The organism is Kitasatospora sp. NPDC059160 (assembly GCF_042755465.1).
Classification (GTDB): Bacteria; Actinomycetota; Actinomycetes; order Streptomycetales; family Streptomycetaceae; genus Kitasatospora.
In genome coordinates this window covers 13,199-29,983 of the sequence record NZ_JBHZCN010000067.1, presented here as the reverse complement: position 1 = coordinate 29,983, position 16,785 = coordinate 13,199, and the positions used below count along the sequence as shown (strand labels likewise).

The 16,785-nt window shown below is 73.9% G+C and carries 14 protein-coding genes; 4 read left to right on the top strand and 10 right to left on the bottom strand.

The genetic code is table 11. From position 1 onward, the window contains the following. The first annotated feature begins 81 nt into the window (after window positions 1-81). Window positions 82-984 (top strand): UTP--glucose-1-phosphate uridylyltransferase, encoded by a 903-nt coding sequence (locus ACFXOZ_RS26465; protein WP_375886200.1) that lies wholly within the window; start codon window positions 82-84, stop codon window positions 982-984. Window positions 985-1,011: 27 nt separating this feature from the next. Here ACFXOZ_RS26465 and ACFXOZ_RS26460 read toward each other — a convergent pair whose 3' ends face one another. The 6 genes from ACFXOZ_RS26460 to ACFXOZ_RS26435 all read right to left on the bottom strand — a co-directional run bounded on the left by ACFXOZ_RS26460 (window position 1,012) and on the right by ACFXOZ_RS26435 (window position 7,129). Then, on the bottom strand, window positions 1,012-1,515 hold the full coding sequence (locus ACFXOZ_RS26460; protein WP_360237055.1) for a DinB family protein: 504 nt from the start codon (window positions 1,513-1,515) through the stop codon (window positions 1,012-1,014). 36 nt (window positions 1,516-1,551) lie between these two features. Then, entirely contained in the window at window positions 1,552-2,547 is a 996-nt protein-coding gene (locus ACFXOZ_RS26455) for a 2-hydroxyacid dehydrogenase (protein WP_380593024.1), read from the bottom strand. Window positions 2,548-2,672: 125 nt separating this feature from the next. Further along, window positions 2,673-3,698: a 6-phosphofructokinase gene (locus ACFXOZ_RS26450; protein WP_375885974.1), complete on the bottom strand. Its 1,026-nt coding sequence runs from the start codon at window positions 3,696-3,698 to the stop codon at window positions 2,673-2,675. Between the two features lie 438 nt (window positions 3,699-4,136). Then, window positions 4,137-4,865 (bottom strand): type 1 glutamine amidotransferase, encoded by a 729-nt coding sequence (locus ACFXOZ_RS26445; protein ID WP_375885976.1) that lies wholly within the window; start codon window positions 4,863-4,865, stop codon window positions 4,137-4,139. Window positions 4,866-4,911: 46 nt separating this feature from the next. Beyond that, window positions 4,912-6,174 (bottom strand): MurT ligase domain-containing protein, encoded by a 1,263-nt coding sequence (locus tag ACFXOZ_RS26440; protein WP_375885978.1) that lies wholly within the window; start codon window positions 6,172-6,174, stop codon window positions 4,912-4,914. 262 nt (window positions 6,175-6,436) lie between these two features. Beyond that, window positions 6,437-7,129, bottom strand: coding sequence for a GNAT family N-acetyltransferase (locus ACFXOZ_RS26435; RefSeq protein ID WP_380527690.1), 693 nt, complete (start codon window positions 7,127-7,129; stop codon window positions 6,437-6,439). A gap of 222 nt (window positions 7,130-7,351) precedes the next feature. Between ACFXOZ_RS26435 and ACFXOZ_RS26430 the strand changes: the two genes are divergently transcribed. Continuing rightward, window positions 7,352-11,317 (top strand): amino acid adenylation domain-containing protein, encoded by a 3,966-nt coding sequence (locus ACFXOZ_RS26430; protein ID WP_380593023.1) that lies wholly within the window; start codon window positions 7,352-7,354, stop codon window positions 11,315-11,317. 121 nt (window positions 11,318-11,438) lie between these two features. Further along, the gene (locus tag ACFXOZ_RS26425) at window positions 11,439-11,735 is read left to right on the top strand and encodes a hypothetical protein (RefSeq protein WP_380593022.1); all 297 of its coding nucleotides are present in this window, start codon (window positions 11,439-11,441) and stop codon (window positions 11,733-11,735) included. A gap of 108 nt (window positions 11,736-11,843) precedes the next feature. Here the strand turns inward: ACFXOZ_RS26425 and ACFXOZ_RS26420 are convergent, their stop codons facing one another. After that, window positions 11,844-12,548: a hypothetical protein gene (locus tag ACFXOZ_RS26420; protein WP_380593021.1), complete on the bottom strand. Its 705-nt coding sequence runs from the start codon at window positions 12,546-12,548 to the stop codon at window positions 11,844-11,846. Between the two features lie 188 nt (window positions 12,549-12,736). Here ACFXOZ_RS26420 and ACFXOZ_RS26415 point away from each other — a divergent pair, with 188 nt between their 5' ends. After that, a complete protein-coding gene (locus ACFXOZ_RS26415) occupies window positions 12,737-13,378 on the top strand; it encodes a hypothetical protein (RefSeq protein WP_380593020.1) in 642 nt (213 codons plus the stop codon). 15 nt (window positions 13,379-13,393) lie between these two features. Here the strand turns inward: ACFXOZ_RS26415 and ACFXOZ_RS26410 are convergent, their stop codons facing one another. From ACFXOZ_RS26410 to ACFXOZ_RS26400, 3 genes are all read right to left on the bottom strand, one after another. Further along, a complete protein-coding gene (locus ACFXOZ_RS26410; RefSeq protein ID WP_375885990.1) occupies window positions 13,394-13,819 on the bottom strand; it encodes a hypothetical protein in 426 nt (141 codons plus the stop codon). 77 nt (window positions 13,820-13,896) lie between these two features. Continuing rightward, window positions 13,897-15,321 carry a pyridoxal phosphate-dependent decarboxylase family protein gene (locus ACFXOZ_RS26405; RefSeq protein WP_380593019.1) on the bottom strand — a complete coding sequence of 475 codons (1,425 nt, stop codon included), beginning with the start codon at window positions 15,319-15,321 and terminating at the stop codon, window positions 13,897-13,899. A gap of 125 nt (window positions 15,322-15,446) precedes the next feature. Further along, window positions 15,447-16,568, bottom strand: a complete 1,122-nt coding sequence (locus tag ACFXOZ_RS26400) for a hypothetical protein (RefSeq protein ID WP_380593018.1) — start codon at window positions 16,566-16,568, stop codon at window positions 15,447-15,449. Window positions 16,569-16,785: the final 217 nt, after the last annotated feature.

Here is a 16,785-nt window from a genome sequence, read left to right as displayed (position 1 = left end):
GATCATGGAGTGATCCTTGGTAGCGTCGGTCGCGGTGCCGCTCAACTGCGGCTCAGCACCATCGACATGAGAGAGCATCACATGGCCCCCAGGACCATCCGCCGTGCCGTCATCCCCGCCGCCGGGCTGGGCTCCCGCCTGCTGCCGCTGACCAAGGCCACCCCGAAGGAGATGCTGCCGGTCGGCGACAAGCCGGTGATCGAGCACACCGTGCGCGAGCTGATCGAGAGCGGCATCACCGACATCACCATCGTCGTCAACGGCGACAAGGGCCTGATCCAGGAGCACTTCCGCCCCAACCCGGTGCTGGTCGAGCAACTGCGCCGGGACGGCAAGGCGGCGTTCGCGGACGCGGTCGAGGAGGTCGGGGAGCTGTCCCGCAAGGGGCACATCAGCTACCTCTACCAGCACGGCCCGTACGGCAACGGCACCCCGGTGCTCAACGCCGCCCGGCACTTCGGGGACGAGCCCTGCCTGGTGCTCTGGCCGGACGACGTGTTCGTCGCCGAGGTGCCCCGGGCGCAGCAGCTGATCCGGGCGTTCGAGCAGACCAACGCGCCGGTGCTGGCGCTGATGCCGATGGCGCCCGAGGACTCCTACCGCTACGGCGTCCCGGTGGTGAAGGAGGACCTCGGCGGCGGGTCGCTGCGGATCACCGGCCTGGTCGAGAAGCCCAAGCCGGCCGACGCCCCCTCCGGGTACGCCGCCATCGGCGGGTACGTCATCACCCCCGGCATCGTCGACGAACTGCGCGAACTCACCCGCCGCTGGCACGAGAAGCCCGAGGACGAGGTCTACCTGACCGACGCCATCAACGCCTACGCGGCCCGCCGCGCCGTCTACGGGCAGGTCATCGCCGGCACCTGGTACGACACCGGCAACCCCGCCGCCTACCTGCGGGCGCAGTTCGCGGCGGCCCTCGCCAACCCGGAGTACGGGCACGAACTGCGGCAGCTGGCGGCGGAGTTGGCCCCGGCCGAGTAGGCGGGCCGGGGCCGGGGCCGCTGTCGGTCAGCTCCGGTCGTGGTCCCCGGTGGCGCCGTCGGTGAGTTCGCGCAGGATGTCCAGGTGCCCGGCGTGCCGGGCGGTCTCGGTGGCCATGTGGATGAGCACCCAGCGCAGCGAGACCGTCCGGCCCGACCAGGAGGTGCCGGTGGACTCCAGGTCGAGCTCCTCGATCACCTCGTCGGCGGCGGCCCGGGCGCGGGCGTAGAAGGCCAGCACCTCCGCCGTCGACTCGTGCGGCTCGATCCGCATGTCGGAGCTCTCGTCCGCGTCGAGGTCGAACGGCAGCGGCCCGGTCTCCCGGCCGAAGGTCTCCCGGAACCAGCCGAGTTCGGCGCCGGCCAGGTGCTTGACCAGGCCCAGCAGGCTCGTCCCCGACGGCGTCATCGGCCGCCGCAACTGCTCGTCGTCCAGGCCCTGGACCTTCCACACCACCACGTCCCGGTGCCGGTCCAGGGCCGTGTGCAGGCTTTCCTTCTCGCCGCCGGTGAACGGCACGGTCTTGATCATGCGCGGGACGCTAGCAGACCCCTCCGCTCCCTTCGGTCAGGGCCCGGGGGCGAGGGTGTTCTCGTTGGTGCGGCCGGCGGCGTAGTCGTCGATGTTGCGGGCGGTGGCGTCGATGATCTGGCCGACGGCGGTGTGGGTGAAGTAGGCCTGGTGGCTGGTGACCAGGACCTGGGGGAAGGTGACGAGGCGGGCGAGGACGTCGTCGGTGATGCCTTGGACGGAGCGGTCGGTGAAGAAGACGCCGGTCTCCTCCTCGTAGACGTCCAGGCCGACGCCGGAGAGGCGGCCGGCGCGCAGGGTCTCGACCAGGGCGGCGCTGTCGATCAGGCCGCCGCGGCTGGAGTTGACGAGGATGGCGTCGTCCTTCATCCGGGCCAGGGCGGCGGTGTCGATCAGGTGGTGGGTGGCCGGGAGCAGCGGGACGTGCAGGCTGACCAGGTCGGCGCGGGTGAGGAGTTCGGGCAACTCGGTGTAGTGCATGCCGAGTTCGCGGCAGGCCGGGTTCTCGGTGATGTCCCAGCCGAGGAGTTCGGTGCCGAAGCCGGCCGCGATCCGGGTGAAGCACTCGCCGATCTTGCCGGTGCCGATCACGCCGACGGTCATGCCGTGGACGTCCCGGCCGAGGAGGCCGTCGAGGCGGAAGTCGAACTCCCGGGTGCGGGTGGCGGCGCGGGTGAGGCGGCGGTTGACGGCGAGGGCGAGGGCCCAGGCGTGTTCGGCGACGGCGTACGGGCTGTAGTGGGAGACCCGGGCGACGGTGAGGCCGAGGTCGGCGGCGGCGTCGAGGTCGATGTTGTTGAAGCCGGTGGAGCGCTGGGCGATCAGCTCGGTGCCGCCGGCGGCGAGGACGGCCAGGGTGTCGGCGTCGAGGACGGCGTTGACGCTGCTGCTGACGGCGGGGTGGCCGGCGGCGAGCGGGGCGGTGTCGCGGTCGAGGAACACGTCCAGGCAGCGCAGTCCGTGCCGGCCTGCGAAGGCCCGTTCCAGCAGCGGCCGTTCGTCGGCCTGCACGCCGTACGCCAGGATCTCCATGCGTCGTCCTTCCGGGGAGGGCTCCTGGGGCCCACGCTAACGGGGCGGTGGCCGGAACGCCCGCCGGGCGCACGGGAGCCCCCGGCGGCTGCCGGGGGCTCCGGAACGGGCGGGAGGGGCGGCGGTCAGAGGACCGTCTCGGCCTCCTGGTAGCGCTCCTGCGGGACGGTCTTGAGCTCGGCGACGGCCTCGGCCAGCGGCACCAGGTTGATGTCGGTGCCCTGGAGGGCGGTGATGTGCCCGAAGGCGCCCTTGTGGACGGCCTCGACGGCGTGCCAGCCGAAGCGGGTGGCGAGCACCCGGTCGTAGGCGGTGGGGGTGCCGCCGCGCTGGGTGTGGCCGAGGATGACCGGGCGGGCCTCCTTGCCGAGGCGGTGCTCCAGTTCGCGGGAGAGCTGGGTGGCGATGCCGGTGAAGCGCTCGTGGCCGTAGATGTCCCTGCTGCCCTCCTCCCAGTGCATGGTGCCGGGCTCGGGCTTGGCGCCCTCGGCGCAGACCACGATGGCGAACTTCTTCTGCCGGTCGAAGCGCTCGCGGACCACGGCGGTGAGCTTCTCGATGTGGAAGGGGCGCTCCGGGACGACGATGGCGTGCGCGCCGGCCGCCATGCCCGCGTTCAGCGCGATCCAGCCGGTGTGCCGGCCCATGACCTCGACGACCATGACCCGCTGGTGGGACTCGGCGGTGGTCTTCAACCGGTCCAGGGCCTCGGTGGCGACCGAGACGGCGGTGTCGAAGCCGAAGGTCACGTCGGTGGCGGCGATGTCGTTGTCGATGGTCTTGGGCACGCCGACGATCGGCAGGCCCGCGTCGCTCATCAGCTTGGCGGCCTTGAGGGTGCCCTCGCCGCCGATCGGGATCACGGCGTCCAGGCCGAGGTCGGAGCAGTACTTCTTGGCCCGCTCGACGCCGTCCCGCAGGTGGCTCGGCTGCACCCGGGAGGACCCGAGGATGGTGCCGCCCTGGGCCAGGATGCCGCTCACCGAGTCGAGGGTCAGGGGGCGGTGGTGCCCTTCCAGGAAACCGCGCCAACCGTCCTCGAACCCGATGATCTCGTCGCCGTGGTCGACCACCCCCCGGTGGACCACGGAACGGATCACCGCGTTCAGGCCGGGGCAGTCACCGCCGCTGGTCAGCACTCCGATACGCATTAGCTTTGCAACTCCCGAGCAGAACCGAGGAACGGCCGGACTACAGGCTGGGACGACGAGCCGTCACCGCGACGAGGCCTTCCCCACCGGGGTGACGGGGAGGTTGCCTCGGGGTGAAGCACCGGCCGGATCCGGACAGAGCATCCGAAAACGGCCGTGAAGTCGAGCATACGACCCCTGGTCCGGCCGGGCAGGAGCCGACGCGGGAGCGGCGCCGTCGGCGCCCCCGCGCGGAATTGCAGCCTGCTGCCGAGGAGGGTGTGCAGCCGGCAGCCCCATTGTCGTACGTCCGGGGCCGCCCGTGGGCCGGATGACCGCATCGCGGGCACCCGGGCGGGGCGGCCCGGTCGTACGACGCGGGGTGCGTCGTGAGGGGTGGGTGACCACGTCGGTCCCACGCGGGTCCCACGTGGTCACTCCCCGGGCACTGCGTGGGTACTACGCGGGGCGCGCCGTGGCGGCGATGCGCTCGGCGCGCAGCGCGTCGTACCAGGTGGTGTCGGCCGGCGGCAGGGCGTTGACGTCCAGGGCCAGCCGGATCAGCATGTCGGCGACGGCGGGGTTGCGGGCCAGCACCGGGCCGTGCAGGTAGGTGCCGAAGACGGTGTCCCGCCAGGCGCCCTCGGTGCCGTCGCCGGTGCCGTTGCCGCGGCCGACGGTGACGTTCGCGAACGGCTGGACGCCCTGGCCGAGGTGGGTGACGCCCTGGTGGTTCTCGAAGCCGGTCAGCTGCGGCAGGCCGAGCCGCGGGTCCACGTCGGCGAGCACGTCGCCGACGCAGCGGGCGCCCTCGCCCCGGGTGGTCCAGACGTCCAGCAGGCCGAGGCCCGGCTCGCGCTCGCCGAGGTCGTTGACGAACTCGTGGCCCATGATCTGGAAGCCGGCGCAGACGCCGAAGATGATCGCGCCGTTCTCGGCGGCCCGCACCAGGCCGCTGTCGGCGCGCAGCCGCTCGGCGGCCAGTCGCTGCGGGCGGTCCTCGCCGCCGCCGATCAGGTAGATGTCCCCGCTGGTGGGGATCGCCTGGTCGGAGCGGACGTCGATCCGGGTCACGTTGAGATGGCGCTGGCGGGCCCGGCGCTCCACGACCAGGGCGTTGCCGCGGTCGCCGTAGGTGCTGAGCAGGTCCGGGTAGACCCAGACCACGCGCAGGCTGCTCTCACTCATCCTCGAAGGCCTTCCGTCACGAAAAGACTGGTGTGCGGGCGCGGCATCAGCCGGCCACGACCTTCCGCAGCTGCTGGAAGGCGGTGTAGTTGGCGATGGCCTCGATCCGGCCGGGCGGGGCCATCCGGACGGCCTGCTCCAGGGTGTCCACGACGTGGAACTGCAGCCCGGCGACCTCCAGGCGGACGGCCAGGTCCAGCTTGCGCTGGCCCATCACGAAGATCGGGTGCCCGGCGAGCCGCTCGTAGTCGACGTCCCACAGCCAGGAGGTGTCGGTGCCGTCGGCGTCGAGGGCGTTCACCGAGAGGATCACCGGGGCCGGCGGGCCGTCGATCAGCGAGAAGGTCTCCAGCCAGCCGGCCGGGTTCTTGGCGAGCAGCAGCCGGATGTCCCGGCCCTGGTACTGCACCACGTCGTAGCGGCCGGCCACGGCGGACACCGAGCGCATCCGCTCCAGGGCGACCTGCGGGGAGACGCCGAACACGGCGGCGACGGCGGCCGAGCTGGTGGCGTTGGCCAGGTTGGCCCGGCCGGGCAGCTGCAGCTGGATCGGCCAGGCGCCGCGCTGCGGGTCGATCACGTGGGTGCCCTGGAGCGCCCAGTGCGGGTTGGGGCGCCGGAAGCCGCAGTCCTGGCAGAACCAGTCGTCGCCGGGGCGCTGCATCACGCCGCCGCACGCGGGGCAGGACCAGGCGTCCTCCTTCCACGCCTGTCCGGCGGCCACCCAGACCACCTTCTTGCAGGAGGAGGCGGCCCAGGTCACCAGCGGGTCGTCGGCGTTGGCGATGACCACGGCCTCGGTGTCCTGGAGGCCCTCGCGCCACTTCTCCGCCATCATGCGGGTCTCGGCGGCGCGGTCGAGCTGGTCGCGGGAGAGGTTGAGCAGGGCGATCGCCTTGGGGTGGGTGTCGCGGGCGACCGTCGCCAGGTACTTCTCGTCGACCTCGATCACGCCGAAGCGGGCCTCCGAGCCACCGGCCAGGGCGGACGTGATGCCGGCCGGCATGTTGGCGCCGAGGGCGTTGGAGACCACCGGGCCGGCGGCGCGCAGCGCCTCGGCGATCAGGCGGGTGGTGGTGGTCTTGCCGTTGGTGGCGCTGACCAGGACGACGTCGAGGTGGTCGGCGAGGGTGGCGAGCAGGTCGGGGTCGAGCCTGAGGGCGACCTTGCCGCCGATCACCGAGCCGCTCCCGCGACCGGCCTTGCGGGACACGGCGGCGGCGACCTTGCCGGCCGTGACCGCGATCTTGGCGCGGGCCGGCAGCGAGGCGTCGCGTGCGCCTGTGGGCTCCGATTCGGTGCCTGCCATGCTCAGTGGTTCCTCCTTGCTGCGGCACCACCTGTCGGCCGGATAACGGGCCGTCGGGCGGCGGGGACGGGGCCAGCCTACCGACTCCGTGGCCCGGCCGGACGATCCGGACCCCATGCCGCCAGCTGCGACGCCGCTGCGGGGGCTGCTGACGGCCCGTCAAGGAGGGCGGTGTACGGAGGGACCCCTGCTGCGGGGAAGGACGCCTCACCGGCTGCCCCGGGTTCCCGGAGCAGCCGGTAAGGATGTCGTGAAGAAATGATCAGCGGCCCGGAACGGGTGCGGAGGCGGTGGCGGGCGCGGCCCCGGCGGCGAGGGTGGCGGTGATCACCAGGGTGCCGTCCTCGCAGTGGAAGTCCAGCGGCGCCGCCAGCCGGCGCATCGCGGCGATCAGCCCGGTGTTGGCGGCCTGGGTCACCGCGTACGCCGCGCCGATCCCGGCCGCCCGGGCCAGCGCGGTCAGCCGCCGGAGCAGGGCCAGGCCGAGCCCCTGCCGCTGCCAGGCGTCCTCGACCAGCACGGCCAGCTCCGCCTCGTCCTCGTCCCACATCAGGTGCCCGAGGGCGATGACCCGCCCGTCGGGGGCCACCACCACCAGGCTGCGGCCGTGCCGGGGGTCCAGCAGGTGCTCCAGGTAGCGGTCGGCGTCGCGGACCGGCCCGTGGTAGCGCAGCCGCAGCGCGGCGGGGGAGCAGCGCTCGTGCATCGCCAGGGCCGCCGCCTTGTCGGCCGGGCCGGCCGGGCGCAGCAGCAGCTCGGTCCCGTCCGGCAGGGACAGCCGGGACACCTCCGCGGCCGGAGCGGCCGGAGCGGCGTGGCCGCGGGTCGGCCGGTGCGGGCCGCCGGGGTGCGCGGGCGGCCGGGTGGACTGGGCGTCGGGCGCCGCGCACCTGCGGTTCGACCTGCGGAAGGGCCGGTGCCAGAACCGTTCGGGGCGGGTGCGGGGTGCCGTCATGGGTCCGACGCTACCGACGGCTCGCTTCCGGCCGGTTACGTGATCGTGAACGCACGAATGCCCGACCGCGCACGGGCGTCCCGCCGGGACGGATCCGGCACAGGTCCAGACCGGTGCCTCATGCGGTCGGGACGGCGGGCGGCCGACGGTGGAGTCCGTACCCGGCGCTCCTGGTGAGCAGGTCCGCCGGGGTCCGTACGTCCACGCACCGAAGGCTCTCCCATGCGCAACACCGACCTCGCCGCCACCGCCACCACCACCGCCACCGGCGGCACCCCCGCCAACCCCGCCACCCGCCTCCCGCACGCCCGCCGGGCACCCGTCGGCACCGCGCTGACCGGTCTGCTGGACCGGCAGGCCCGCACCCGGCCCGCGTCCCCGGCCGTCGTCGGCGAGCACGGCCGCCTCACCTTCCTGGAGCTGTCCGAACGCGCCCGCGGGCTGGCCGCGCGGCTGCGCGCGCTGGGCGCGGGCGCGGGCCCGGACGACTGCGTGGGCCTGTACGTCGAGCCCTCGGTGGAGCTGGTCGCCGGGGCCTGGGGCGTCCTGTACGCCGGGGCCGGCTACCTGCCGCTGTCGCCCGAGTACCCGGAGGACCGGCTCCGCTACATGATCGAGGACAGCGGCACCCGGATCGTCCTCACCCAGGAGCACCTGCGCGAGCGGCTGGCCGGGCTGCTGCCGGCCGGCACCGCGGTCCTCACCGTCGAGGAGGCGCCGTCGGCGCACGGGCAGTCGCCTGCGCACGAGCGGACGGAGGCGCACGGGCAGCCCGAGGAGTGGGCGCAGCCGGAGTCGACGGCCTACGTGATCTACACCTCCGGCAGCACCGGCCGCCCCAAGGGCGTGCAGATCGAGCACCGGGCGGTGGTCTCCCAGCTGCGCTGGCTGCACACCGCCGGGCACCTCGCCCCCGGGGTCACCGTGCTGCAGAAGACCCCGATGAGCTTCGACGCCGCCCAGTGGGAGATCCTCGCCCCGGCCGTCGGCGCCCGGGTGGTGGCCGGCACGCCCGGGCTGTACCGGGACCCGGAGGCGCTGGTCGCCGCCGTGCGCCGGTACGGCGTGACCGCCCTGCAGTGCGTGCCGACGCTGCTGCAGGCCCTGCTGGACACCGAGGGCTTCACCGACTGCACCGGCCTGACCGGCCTGTTCTCCGGCGGCGAGGCGCTCTCGCTGCGGCTGGCCCGCGACCTGGCCGCCGCCCTGCCGGGGGCCGCGCTGGTCAACCTGTACGGCCCGACCGAGTGCACCATCAACGCCACCGCCCACCTGGTCGACCCGGCCGCGCTGGGCGACGGCGCCGGCTCGGTCCCGATCGGCCGGCCGGTCGACAACACCCAGTGCTACGTCCTGGACGAACGGCTGGCCCCGGTCGGCCTCGGGGACGTCGGCGAGCTGTACATCGGCGGTGTCCAGCTGGCCCGCGGCTACCTGCACCGGCCGGAGCTGACCGCCCAGCGGTTCGTGCCCTCCCCGTTCGCCCCGGCCGAGAAGCTGTACCGCACCGGCGACCTGGTGCACTGGAACCCGGACGGCACCCTCCAGTTCGCCGGCCGGGTCGACAACCAGGTCAAGCTGCGCGGCTACCGGGTCGAGCTGGACGAGATCGCCCGGGCGATCGAGGAGCACACCTGGGTCCGCCGCTCGGCCGCCGTGGTCACCGCCGACGCGCGCACCGGCCACCAGAACCTGGTCGCCTGCGTCGAACTGAACCCGCGCGAGGCCGCCCTGATGGACCAGGGCAACCACGGCGGCCACCACCAGTCCAAGGCCAGCCGGCTCCAGGTCCGGGCCCAGCTGTCCGACCCCGGGGTGCGGGCCCCGGCCCAGCTGGCGGGCCGGGAGAAGGTCGAACTGCCCGGCCGGCGCGAGAGCGGGACCCAGCGGCGGGCCGTCTTCGCCCGCAAGACCTACCGCTTCTACGACGGCGGCCCGGTCACCCGGGACGACCTCACCGCGCTGCTCGCCCCCCGCCCGGCCGGCCCCTTCGGCCGCGAGCTCGGCCTGCTGAGCTTCCCCGAACTCGGCCGGATCCTGCGTTGGTTCGGCCAGTTCCACAGCGAGGAGCGGCTGCTGCCCAAGTACGCCTACGCCTCGCCCGGCGCGCTCTACGCGACCCAGCTGTACCTGGAGACCGGCGGCCTGGACGGGCTGGCCGCCGGGCTGTACTACTACCACCCGGTCGAGCACACCCTGGTCAGGGTCGGCGCCGCCGACGCCCGCCCGGAGCCGTACCTGACGCTGCACTTCTCCGGGCGGACCGCGGCGATCGAGCCGGTGTACAGGAACAACATCCGCGAGGTGCTGGAGTTCGAGACCGGGCACATGCTGGGCGTGCTGGAGGAGGTGCTGCCCGAGTACGGCCTGGAGGTGCGCCCGCAGGGCTTCGACCCGGCCGTCCGGCAGCGGCTGGACGTCGCCGAGGAGGACCACTACCTGGGCAGCTTCACCGTCGACCGCAACCGCGGCCTCGCCCCCGAGGAGCACACCGAGCTGTACGTCCAGGCCCACGGCGACCGGGTGGACGGCCTGCCGGCCGGCCTCTACCGCTACGCCGACGGCGAGTTGACCGGCGTCGCGGACGAGGTGGTGGAGTCCCGGCAGGTGATCGCGATCAACCAGGCCGTGTACGCCCGGGCCGCGTTCGGCATCACCGCGGTCAGCCGGGCCGCCGAGGACTGGCTGGAGTACGTCGCGCTCGGCACGAAGCTGCACCACCTCCAGCGCAACGGCCTGGGCCTGGGCTTCATGTCCTCCGGCTACAGCTCCAAGTCCGGCCACCCGCTGCCCGCTTCGCGCCGGATCGACGAGATCCTCGACGCGGCGGGCATCCCCACCGGCGCCTCGTACTTCTTCCTCGGCGGGAAGGTGAGCGAGGAGCAGATCGCCAGCGAGGGCATGCACGAGGACACCGTGCACATGAAGGGCCCGGCCGAGATCATCAAGGACGAACTCGCCACCCTGCTGCCCGACTACATGCTGCCCAACCGGGTGCTGATCGTCGACGCCCTGCCGCTCACCGCGAACGGCAAGGTCGACCTCAAGGCGCTGGCCGGCTCCGAGGCCGTCCGCGCGGACGGCGGGCGCGGCGAGTTCGTCGCCCCGCGCACCGCGCGGGAACGGTGGCTGGCCGAGGCCTGGGGACAGGCGCTCGCGTACGAGGAGGTGTCGGTGACCGACGAGTTCTTCGCCGCCGGCGGCAACTCGCTGACCGCCGTGGCGCTGGTCAACCGGATCAACCGGGAGTTCGGGACCTCGCTGCCGCTCCAGGTGGTGTTCGAGTGCCCGAAGCTGGCGGACCTGGCGGCCCGGATCTCGGCCTCGGACGGCGCGCCGGCCTCACGGCTGGTCCCGCTGCAGCTGGGGAAGCCGGGGGAGTCGGCGGAGTCGGGGGCTTCGGGGCAGCAGGGCCGGCCGGTGTTCTGCTGGCCCGGGCTGGGCGGCTACCCGATGAACCTGCGGCTGCTCGGCCGGGAGGCGAGCGACGGTCGTGCCTTCTACGGCGTCCAGGCGCACGGCATCAACGAGGGCGAGACGCCGTACGCCACCATCCGGGAGACGGCCGCCGCCGACCTCGCCCAGCTGCGCCGGGTGCAGCCCGAGGGCCCGTACACCCTGTGGGGCTACTCCTTCGGCGCCCGGGTCGCCTTCGAGGCGGCCTGGCAGCTGGAGCAGGCGGGCGAACGGGTGGAACAGCTGCTGCTGATCTGCCCGGGCAACCCGGAGGTCCGGCAGGCCGACGGCCGGGAGTACGGCCGGGAGTCCTCGTACGCCAACCCGGCGTACGTGACCATCCTGTTCTCGGTGTTCGCCGGGGCGATCAGCGGGCCCGAGCTGGAGCGCTGCCTGGCCGGGACGGTCGACGAGTCCTCGTTCGTCGCCGGGGTGCACCGGATGCTGCCCGCGCTGGACGAGGAGGTGATCCGCCGGATCACCCGGATCGTCGGCGAGACCTACGAGTTCGAGTACAGCTTCCGCGAGCTGGCCGAGCGGCGGCTGGCGGCGCCGGTGACCGTCTTCAAGGCCTCGGGCGACGACTACTCCTTCATCGAGGGCAGCACCGGCTGGTCGGCCGCCCCGCCCACCGTGGTGGAGCTCGCCGGGGACCACTACGGGGTGCTCAAGGAGCGCGGGGTGCTCGAACTCGCGGCCGCCATCCGGGCGGTGGAGCGGCCCACCCCGTGACGCCCGGGCGCTGACGCGGACACGCTCACGGATGGCCCAGGATCCGTGACCGCGGGAGCCCCTTCGGATAGGGATGGCTCGGCTTTCCGCCGAACCCGTCTCGATCCGAAGGGGCTCCCCCATGCTCGCGAAGAACTCCGCACTCGCCACGGCCTGTTGCGCCCTGCTGCTGGCCGTACCGCTCGCCCTCGCCGGGACGGCCGCCGCCGCCGGCAGCGGCAGCAGCGCCGGCACCAACGGCACCGGCAACAGCAGCACCGGCAACAACAACACCAGCATCAACACCAGCAGCAACAACGGCCCGAAGACCCCCCAGGAGGCGGCCGTCTGCAAGAGCGTCACCGGTGCGCTGCTCGGCGGCTTCGGCGGCATGCTGGGCAACGCGGTGTGCGTGGTGCAGCCGGCCGACCGGGGCTGAGCGGCCCGCCGACCCGCCCGAGGAGCGGCGGGCGCCCGATAAGGCGCCCGCCCCCCCCCCCCCCCCCTGCTCCACCAACTGCCACCGCCCCGCCAAGTCGTGCACCACCTAGAAGTAGCCGCAGGGGGTCCAGGCCTGGCCGGACCGCGGGTCGTATGTCCCCGGCATCGCCGTCCCGGCCGGGGCGCCCGCCGAGGCGATCCCGGCCAGCCGGGTGGTGAGCACGCAGCGCTTCACGTGGTCCCGGAAGCCGACCACCCCGGCGGTGCCGATCCCGCCGGGCAGGCCCTTGCGGGCGGCGGCGACCTGGGCGGCCACGCCGTAGGTGCTCAGGTAGGTGATCGTCCCGTCCGGGGCGACCACCGGTTCGATCGAGGTGACGTCGGTCAGCCCGTGGACGTCGGTCAGGAAGTGGGCGATCTCCCACTGGGCGTACACCGGCACCTTGCGGCGGCGGTGGATCCTGGCCACGGTGTCCGCCAACTCCCGGTTCACCGGGCCCGGTTCGTACCGCACCTTGGCCGGGTCCCCGCCGCCGGCCGGGGCGCGGTTGCCGAAGGCGTAGGCGAGCAGGAAGTCCACCTTCGCCGGCTCCACCGTCGGTGGCGCCCAGTCGAAGCAGACGTCCAGGATCCGCGGCACCTCGGCCTCGGCGGTCGCCCGGTCGCCCAGCGCGCCGGTCAGCGCCTTCACCATCTGCCGCCGCAGGCCCTCCTGACCGCCCGTCCCCTCGGCCTGCGCCTGCCCGGCCCCGGCCACCACCGGCACCACCGCACCCGCCGCCACCGCCGCGGCGAACCTCCGCCGATCCATGCTGCGCACCCGCTCCCTGTTCCGTCGTCCGGTCGGCCCATCCGACCGGGCGCGCGCGTCCGCCGGGCGGCCGGGCACGGAAGCCCCGGTGAACGTTGGCCGGACCCGGAAGGCGGGTGCGGGCCCTTCGCGTGCTGACGTATCATCCGGCGATCTGCTGAGAGCGTTCGTGCGGACAGGGGGATGGGATGGCGGAGCAGGCGGCGCCTTGGTACCGGACGGTGTCCGGAAGGGTCTGGATCGCGGGGGCGGCGGTCGTCGTCCTGGGCGCCGGTCTGACCGTGGCCGCCGTCACTCGGGACGACGGACCGACGGGGGGCGCGGGCACCCCGGCCGCGGCCAGGAGTGGTCCGGCCGGGCACCGGATCGTGCTCCCGGACCGGATCGGCGAGCAGGCACGGCTGCCCGGCGACTACTCCTCCGCGCTGCGGGCCAGTTACGAGGAGCGGACGAAGGTGTTCAAGCACCGGGACCTCACGGCCGGCACCTACAGCCCCTCCGGGGCCCCCGGGAACACGCTGACGGTGATCGGACTGACCGGCAGCTACCCGAACCCCGGGGGGAAGGTGGCCTTCTACTTCGACGACCTGGCGCGCTCCGACGTGTTCCGGGACGACTCGGTGCAAGGGCTGCAGGATTACCCGGCCGGTCCGCTCGGTGGAGTGCTGCGGTGCGCGACGCTCAACTCCGCGACCGCCACCCAGAGCACCTGCGTGTGGGCGGACGGCGACACGGTGGGCATCGTCGTGGACGAGAAGGGTGCGGCCCGGCCGGACGACCTGGCGAAGCGGGCGCTGGAGATCCGTACGGCCGTCGAGGTCGAGGGCTGAGCGGGTCCGGGCCGTTCAGGCGATGCGGGTCGGGGTGTCCTCGACGGTGTGGCCGGTGGTGGTGAGCAGGGCGGTGAGGGCCGCCGGGTCCAGGGAGTGGGGGGTCCGGAGGAAGAGCTCGTCGGCCGTGGGGTGGCGGTGGAGCGAGAGCAGGGTGATCCGGTGGTCGGCGAGCGCGGCGGGGGTGTGGGCGAGGGCGGTGGTGCGGACCCGCCACAGCGTGGTCGGGGGCGGGCCGTGGGGGGACCACCAGGAGTGCAGCAGGGCGGTGGCGAGCAGGGCGACGGCCGAGCCGATCAGCAGGACCGGGCCGTCCGGGCCGTCGACCACGAGCTTGGCGATCAGGTCGGCCGCGGTGACGGAGAGGAAGACCGCGGCGAGTTCGACGGTGTCCCGGCGCCAGCGGGGGGCACGGGGGAAGGAAGGCTTCGAGTGCTCCATGCCCTCCACCGTGCCCGCTCGGTGTTTCCGGTCCGCGAACCGGCCGTGACCTGCTGGTTAAGGTCCGTCCGGGGGTGTTACGGCAGCAGCGTGCGGGCGGCGGCCCGGACCTCGTCGAGCAGCAGGCGCAGGTCCTCCTCGGTGGTCGCGGCGTTGAGCAGGCAGGCGCGGAGCATCTCGTGCCCGCCGAGCCGGGCGCCGGTGACGAAGACCCGGCCGCGCCGCTGGACGGCGACCGGCAGCTCGCGGTTGAGGGCGTCGCGGGCCGCCGCGTCCTGCCCGGGCGCCCGGTGGCGGAACGCCACGATGGACGTCTGCACCTCCGCGAGCAGCTCCAACTCCTCGTCGGCCTCGACGAGTTCGCCGAGCCGACGGGCGAGCGCGGTGCACCGGGCGATGTCCCGGGCGAGGCCGGTGCGGCCGCGGTGGGCGATGGTGGCCCAGACCTTGAGGGCGCGGAACGGGCGGGTCTGCTCGGTGCCGTACTCGGAGAACCAGCCGAGCTCCCCGGCCACCTCGTCGCGCAGGTAGGACGGGACGAGGCTGAACGTGCCGCGCAGTTCGTCGGTGTCCCGGACCAGGGCGCAGCCGCAGTCCACCGGGACGCCGAGCCACTTGTGCGGGTCGAGGGCGAGCGAGTCGGCGCGCTCCAGGCCGGCGTAGCGGTGGGCGATGGCGGGGTCGAGCCGGCCGAAGGCGCCGTACGCGCCGTCCACGTGCAGCCACAGGCCGTGCTCCTGGCAGAGGTCGGCGAGCGGGTCGAAGGCGTCCACCGCGCCGGTGCCGACGGTCCCGGCCGAGGCGACCACCAGGAAGGGCAGCAGTCCGGCGGCGCGGTCGCGTTCGACGGCGGCGCGCAGGTCGGCGGGGTCGAGCAGCCCGTCGGGGCCGGTGGCGACGGTGCGCAGGTGGCGGCTGCCGAGGCCGAGGAGCTCGGCGGCCTTGCGGACGCAGGAGTGGGTCTCACCGGTGACGTAGCCGACCAGCGGCGGCAGCCCGGTCAGGCCCTCCTCGCGGACGTCGTGGCCGGCCCGGCGGGCGGCCCGGTTGCGGGCGGCGGCCAGGCAGACGATGGTCGCCGCCGAGGTGCCGGAGGTGAGCAGTCCGCCGCCGGCCGGGTGCGGGAAGCCGACCAGTTCGGCGATCCAGCGGACCACGGCGCGCTCCAGGTGGACGTCGGCGTGGTCGCCGCCGGCCGAGCTGGGGTTCATCGCGGCGGCGGCGAGGGTGGCGAGCACCCCGGCGGGGGCGGGCGCGGAGTTGACCCAGCCGAAGAAGCGCGGGTTGCCGTTGCCCATGGGGTGGGGGAGGACGTCCCGCCCGACGGCCTCGACGAGCTCGGCGAGCGGGCGGCCCTCGGCGGGCAGCGGGGCGTCGAGCAGGGCCTGCCGGGCGGTGTCGTCCATCGGCTGCCAGACCGGGCGGGCAGGCAGTTCGGCGAGGTAGTCGGCGACCAGGTCGGCGGCGGCGTGGGCGGCGCCGCGGAAGTCGTCGGAGGTCATGTGGGTGTGCTCCAGGGGCCGGGGGACCGGGGGAGGCGCGGCGTCCTCGGCGCACCGTGATCAGCAGATGCTACGGAACGGGCCCGCGCCGTGCGGCGCGGGCCCGGAGGGTGGGACGGGGACGATCAGTCGAGGGAGGCGGACAGCCCGCCCGCGGAGCGGCAGTAGCCCTGCATCTCCTTGTTGGTGATCTTCGCGCAGAGCCGCCCGGCCGCGCCGCCGTCGGTGTAGTTGACCGTGTAGTAGCTGACCAGCCCCTCCGCGCAGGCCTTGCGCTGCCAGCCGTCGGCGGCGGTGGCGCACTGCTGGGCGGCCCAGTCCTCGCGGTCCAGGTTGTACTTCATGGTCCGGGAGCCGACCCCGCGGCTGCAGTCCACCGCCCCGCCGCTGGCCTTGCCGTTGAGGCACCACTTGAGCGCGTCGGCGTAGACCTCGGGGTGGTTCGGGTAGTCGTGCGAGGACAGGTAGAAGGTCGGGGCGTAGAAGAAGCAGGCGGACTGGAACAGCGAGGGCTGGTCCTTGCACGGGTACAGCGGGTCCTGGGCGAGCTTGTCGGCGGGCAGGTTGGCCTTGGCCTGCTCGTCCTCCTCGTCCGGGCCGAAGAGCTGCATGAACAGGCCCTCGGAGCAGCGGATCCGGTTCTGGTCGCTGGTGAACTTGTTGCACAGGTCGCGGGCCTTGGCGACGTCCTGCTTGGCGACGAACATGGTGCCGTGGCCGACGCCGTGGATGCAGGGGCCGCTGTTCTTGGGGGCGCACAGCTTGAGCAGGTCCACCTCGGGCTGGGTGGAGGCGTTGAGCATCTCCTCGACCGCGCCGTGCAGGTAGCCGGCCGCGCAGGTCTCGTGCGGGAAGGAGATGACCTTCTGGAAGTCGGCGTTGAAGCGCTTGACCGCCGCGTGGCCGAGCTCGTGCGCGATCGGGTGGCAGAAGCGCACGGTGTACGGCTTCTCCTTGGTGATCCTGTCGAGGTCGGCGAGGGCGACACCGGGGTCGGTGGCGTCCATCTCGGCCATCATCTTGTTGCGCAGCGTCGAGCGGGTCCACACCGCCGGGTCGCCGGTCGGGGTGGCGCTCGCGGCGCCGGCCGTGACCGGCTGGGCGCCGGTGCCGGTACCCGCGCCCGGACCGGCGACGGCCGGGGCGGCGGAGGCCGCGGCGGGCTTCCAGTCGGTGACGGCCACCGAGCCCAGGCCCAGGACGCCCAGGAGCACGGCGGTGAGAATCGCGAAGACTCGCGGCTGCATGACGGGATCCCCCGGCGGATCGAGGTGAACGGTTCGCTCCCATCCTGACGGCACCGGGAGCGCGATCCCGCGTTATCGCCCGCCATTCGGGAGGTGTCGGCGACGCTACCGCATCGCCGGGACGCCCCGGCGGGCCGGGACGGCTCCCGGCGCGCGGGGCCCGGCGGGGGGCACCCCCAAGGGGGGTGGCGCGCCGGGGCGGGGGGGGGGTGCGCCC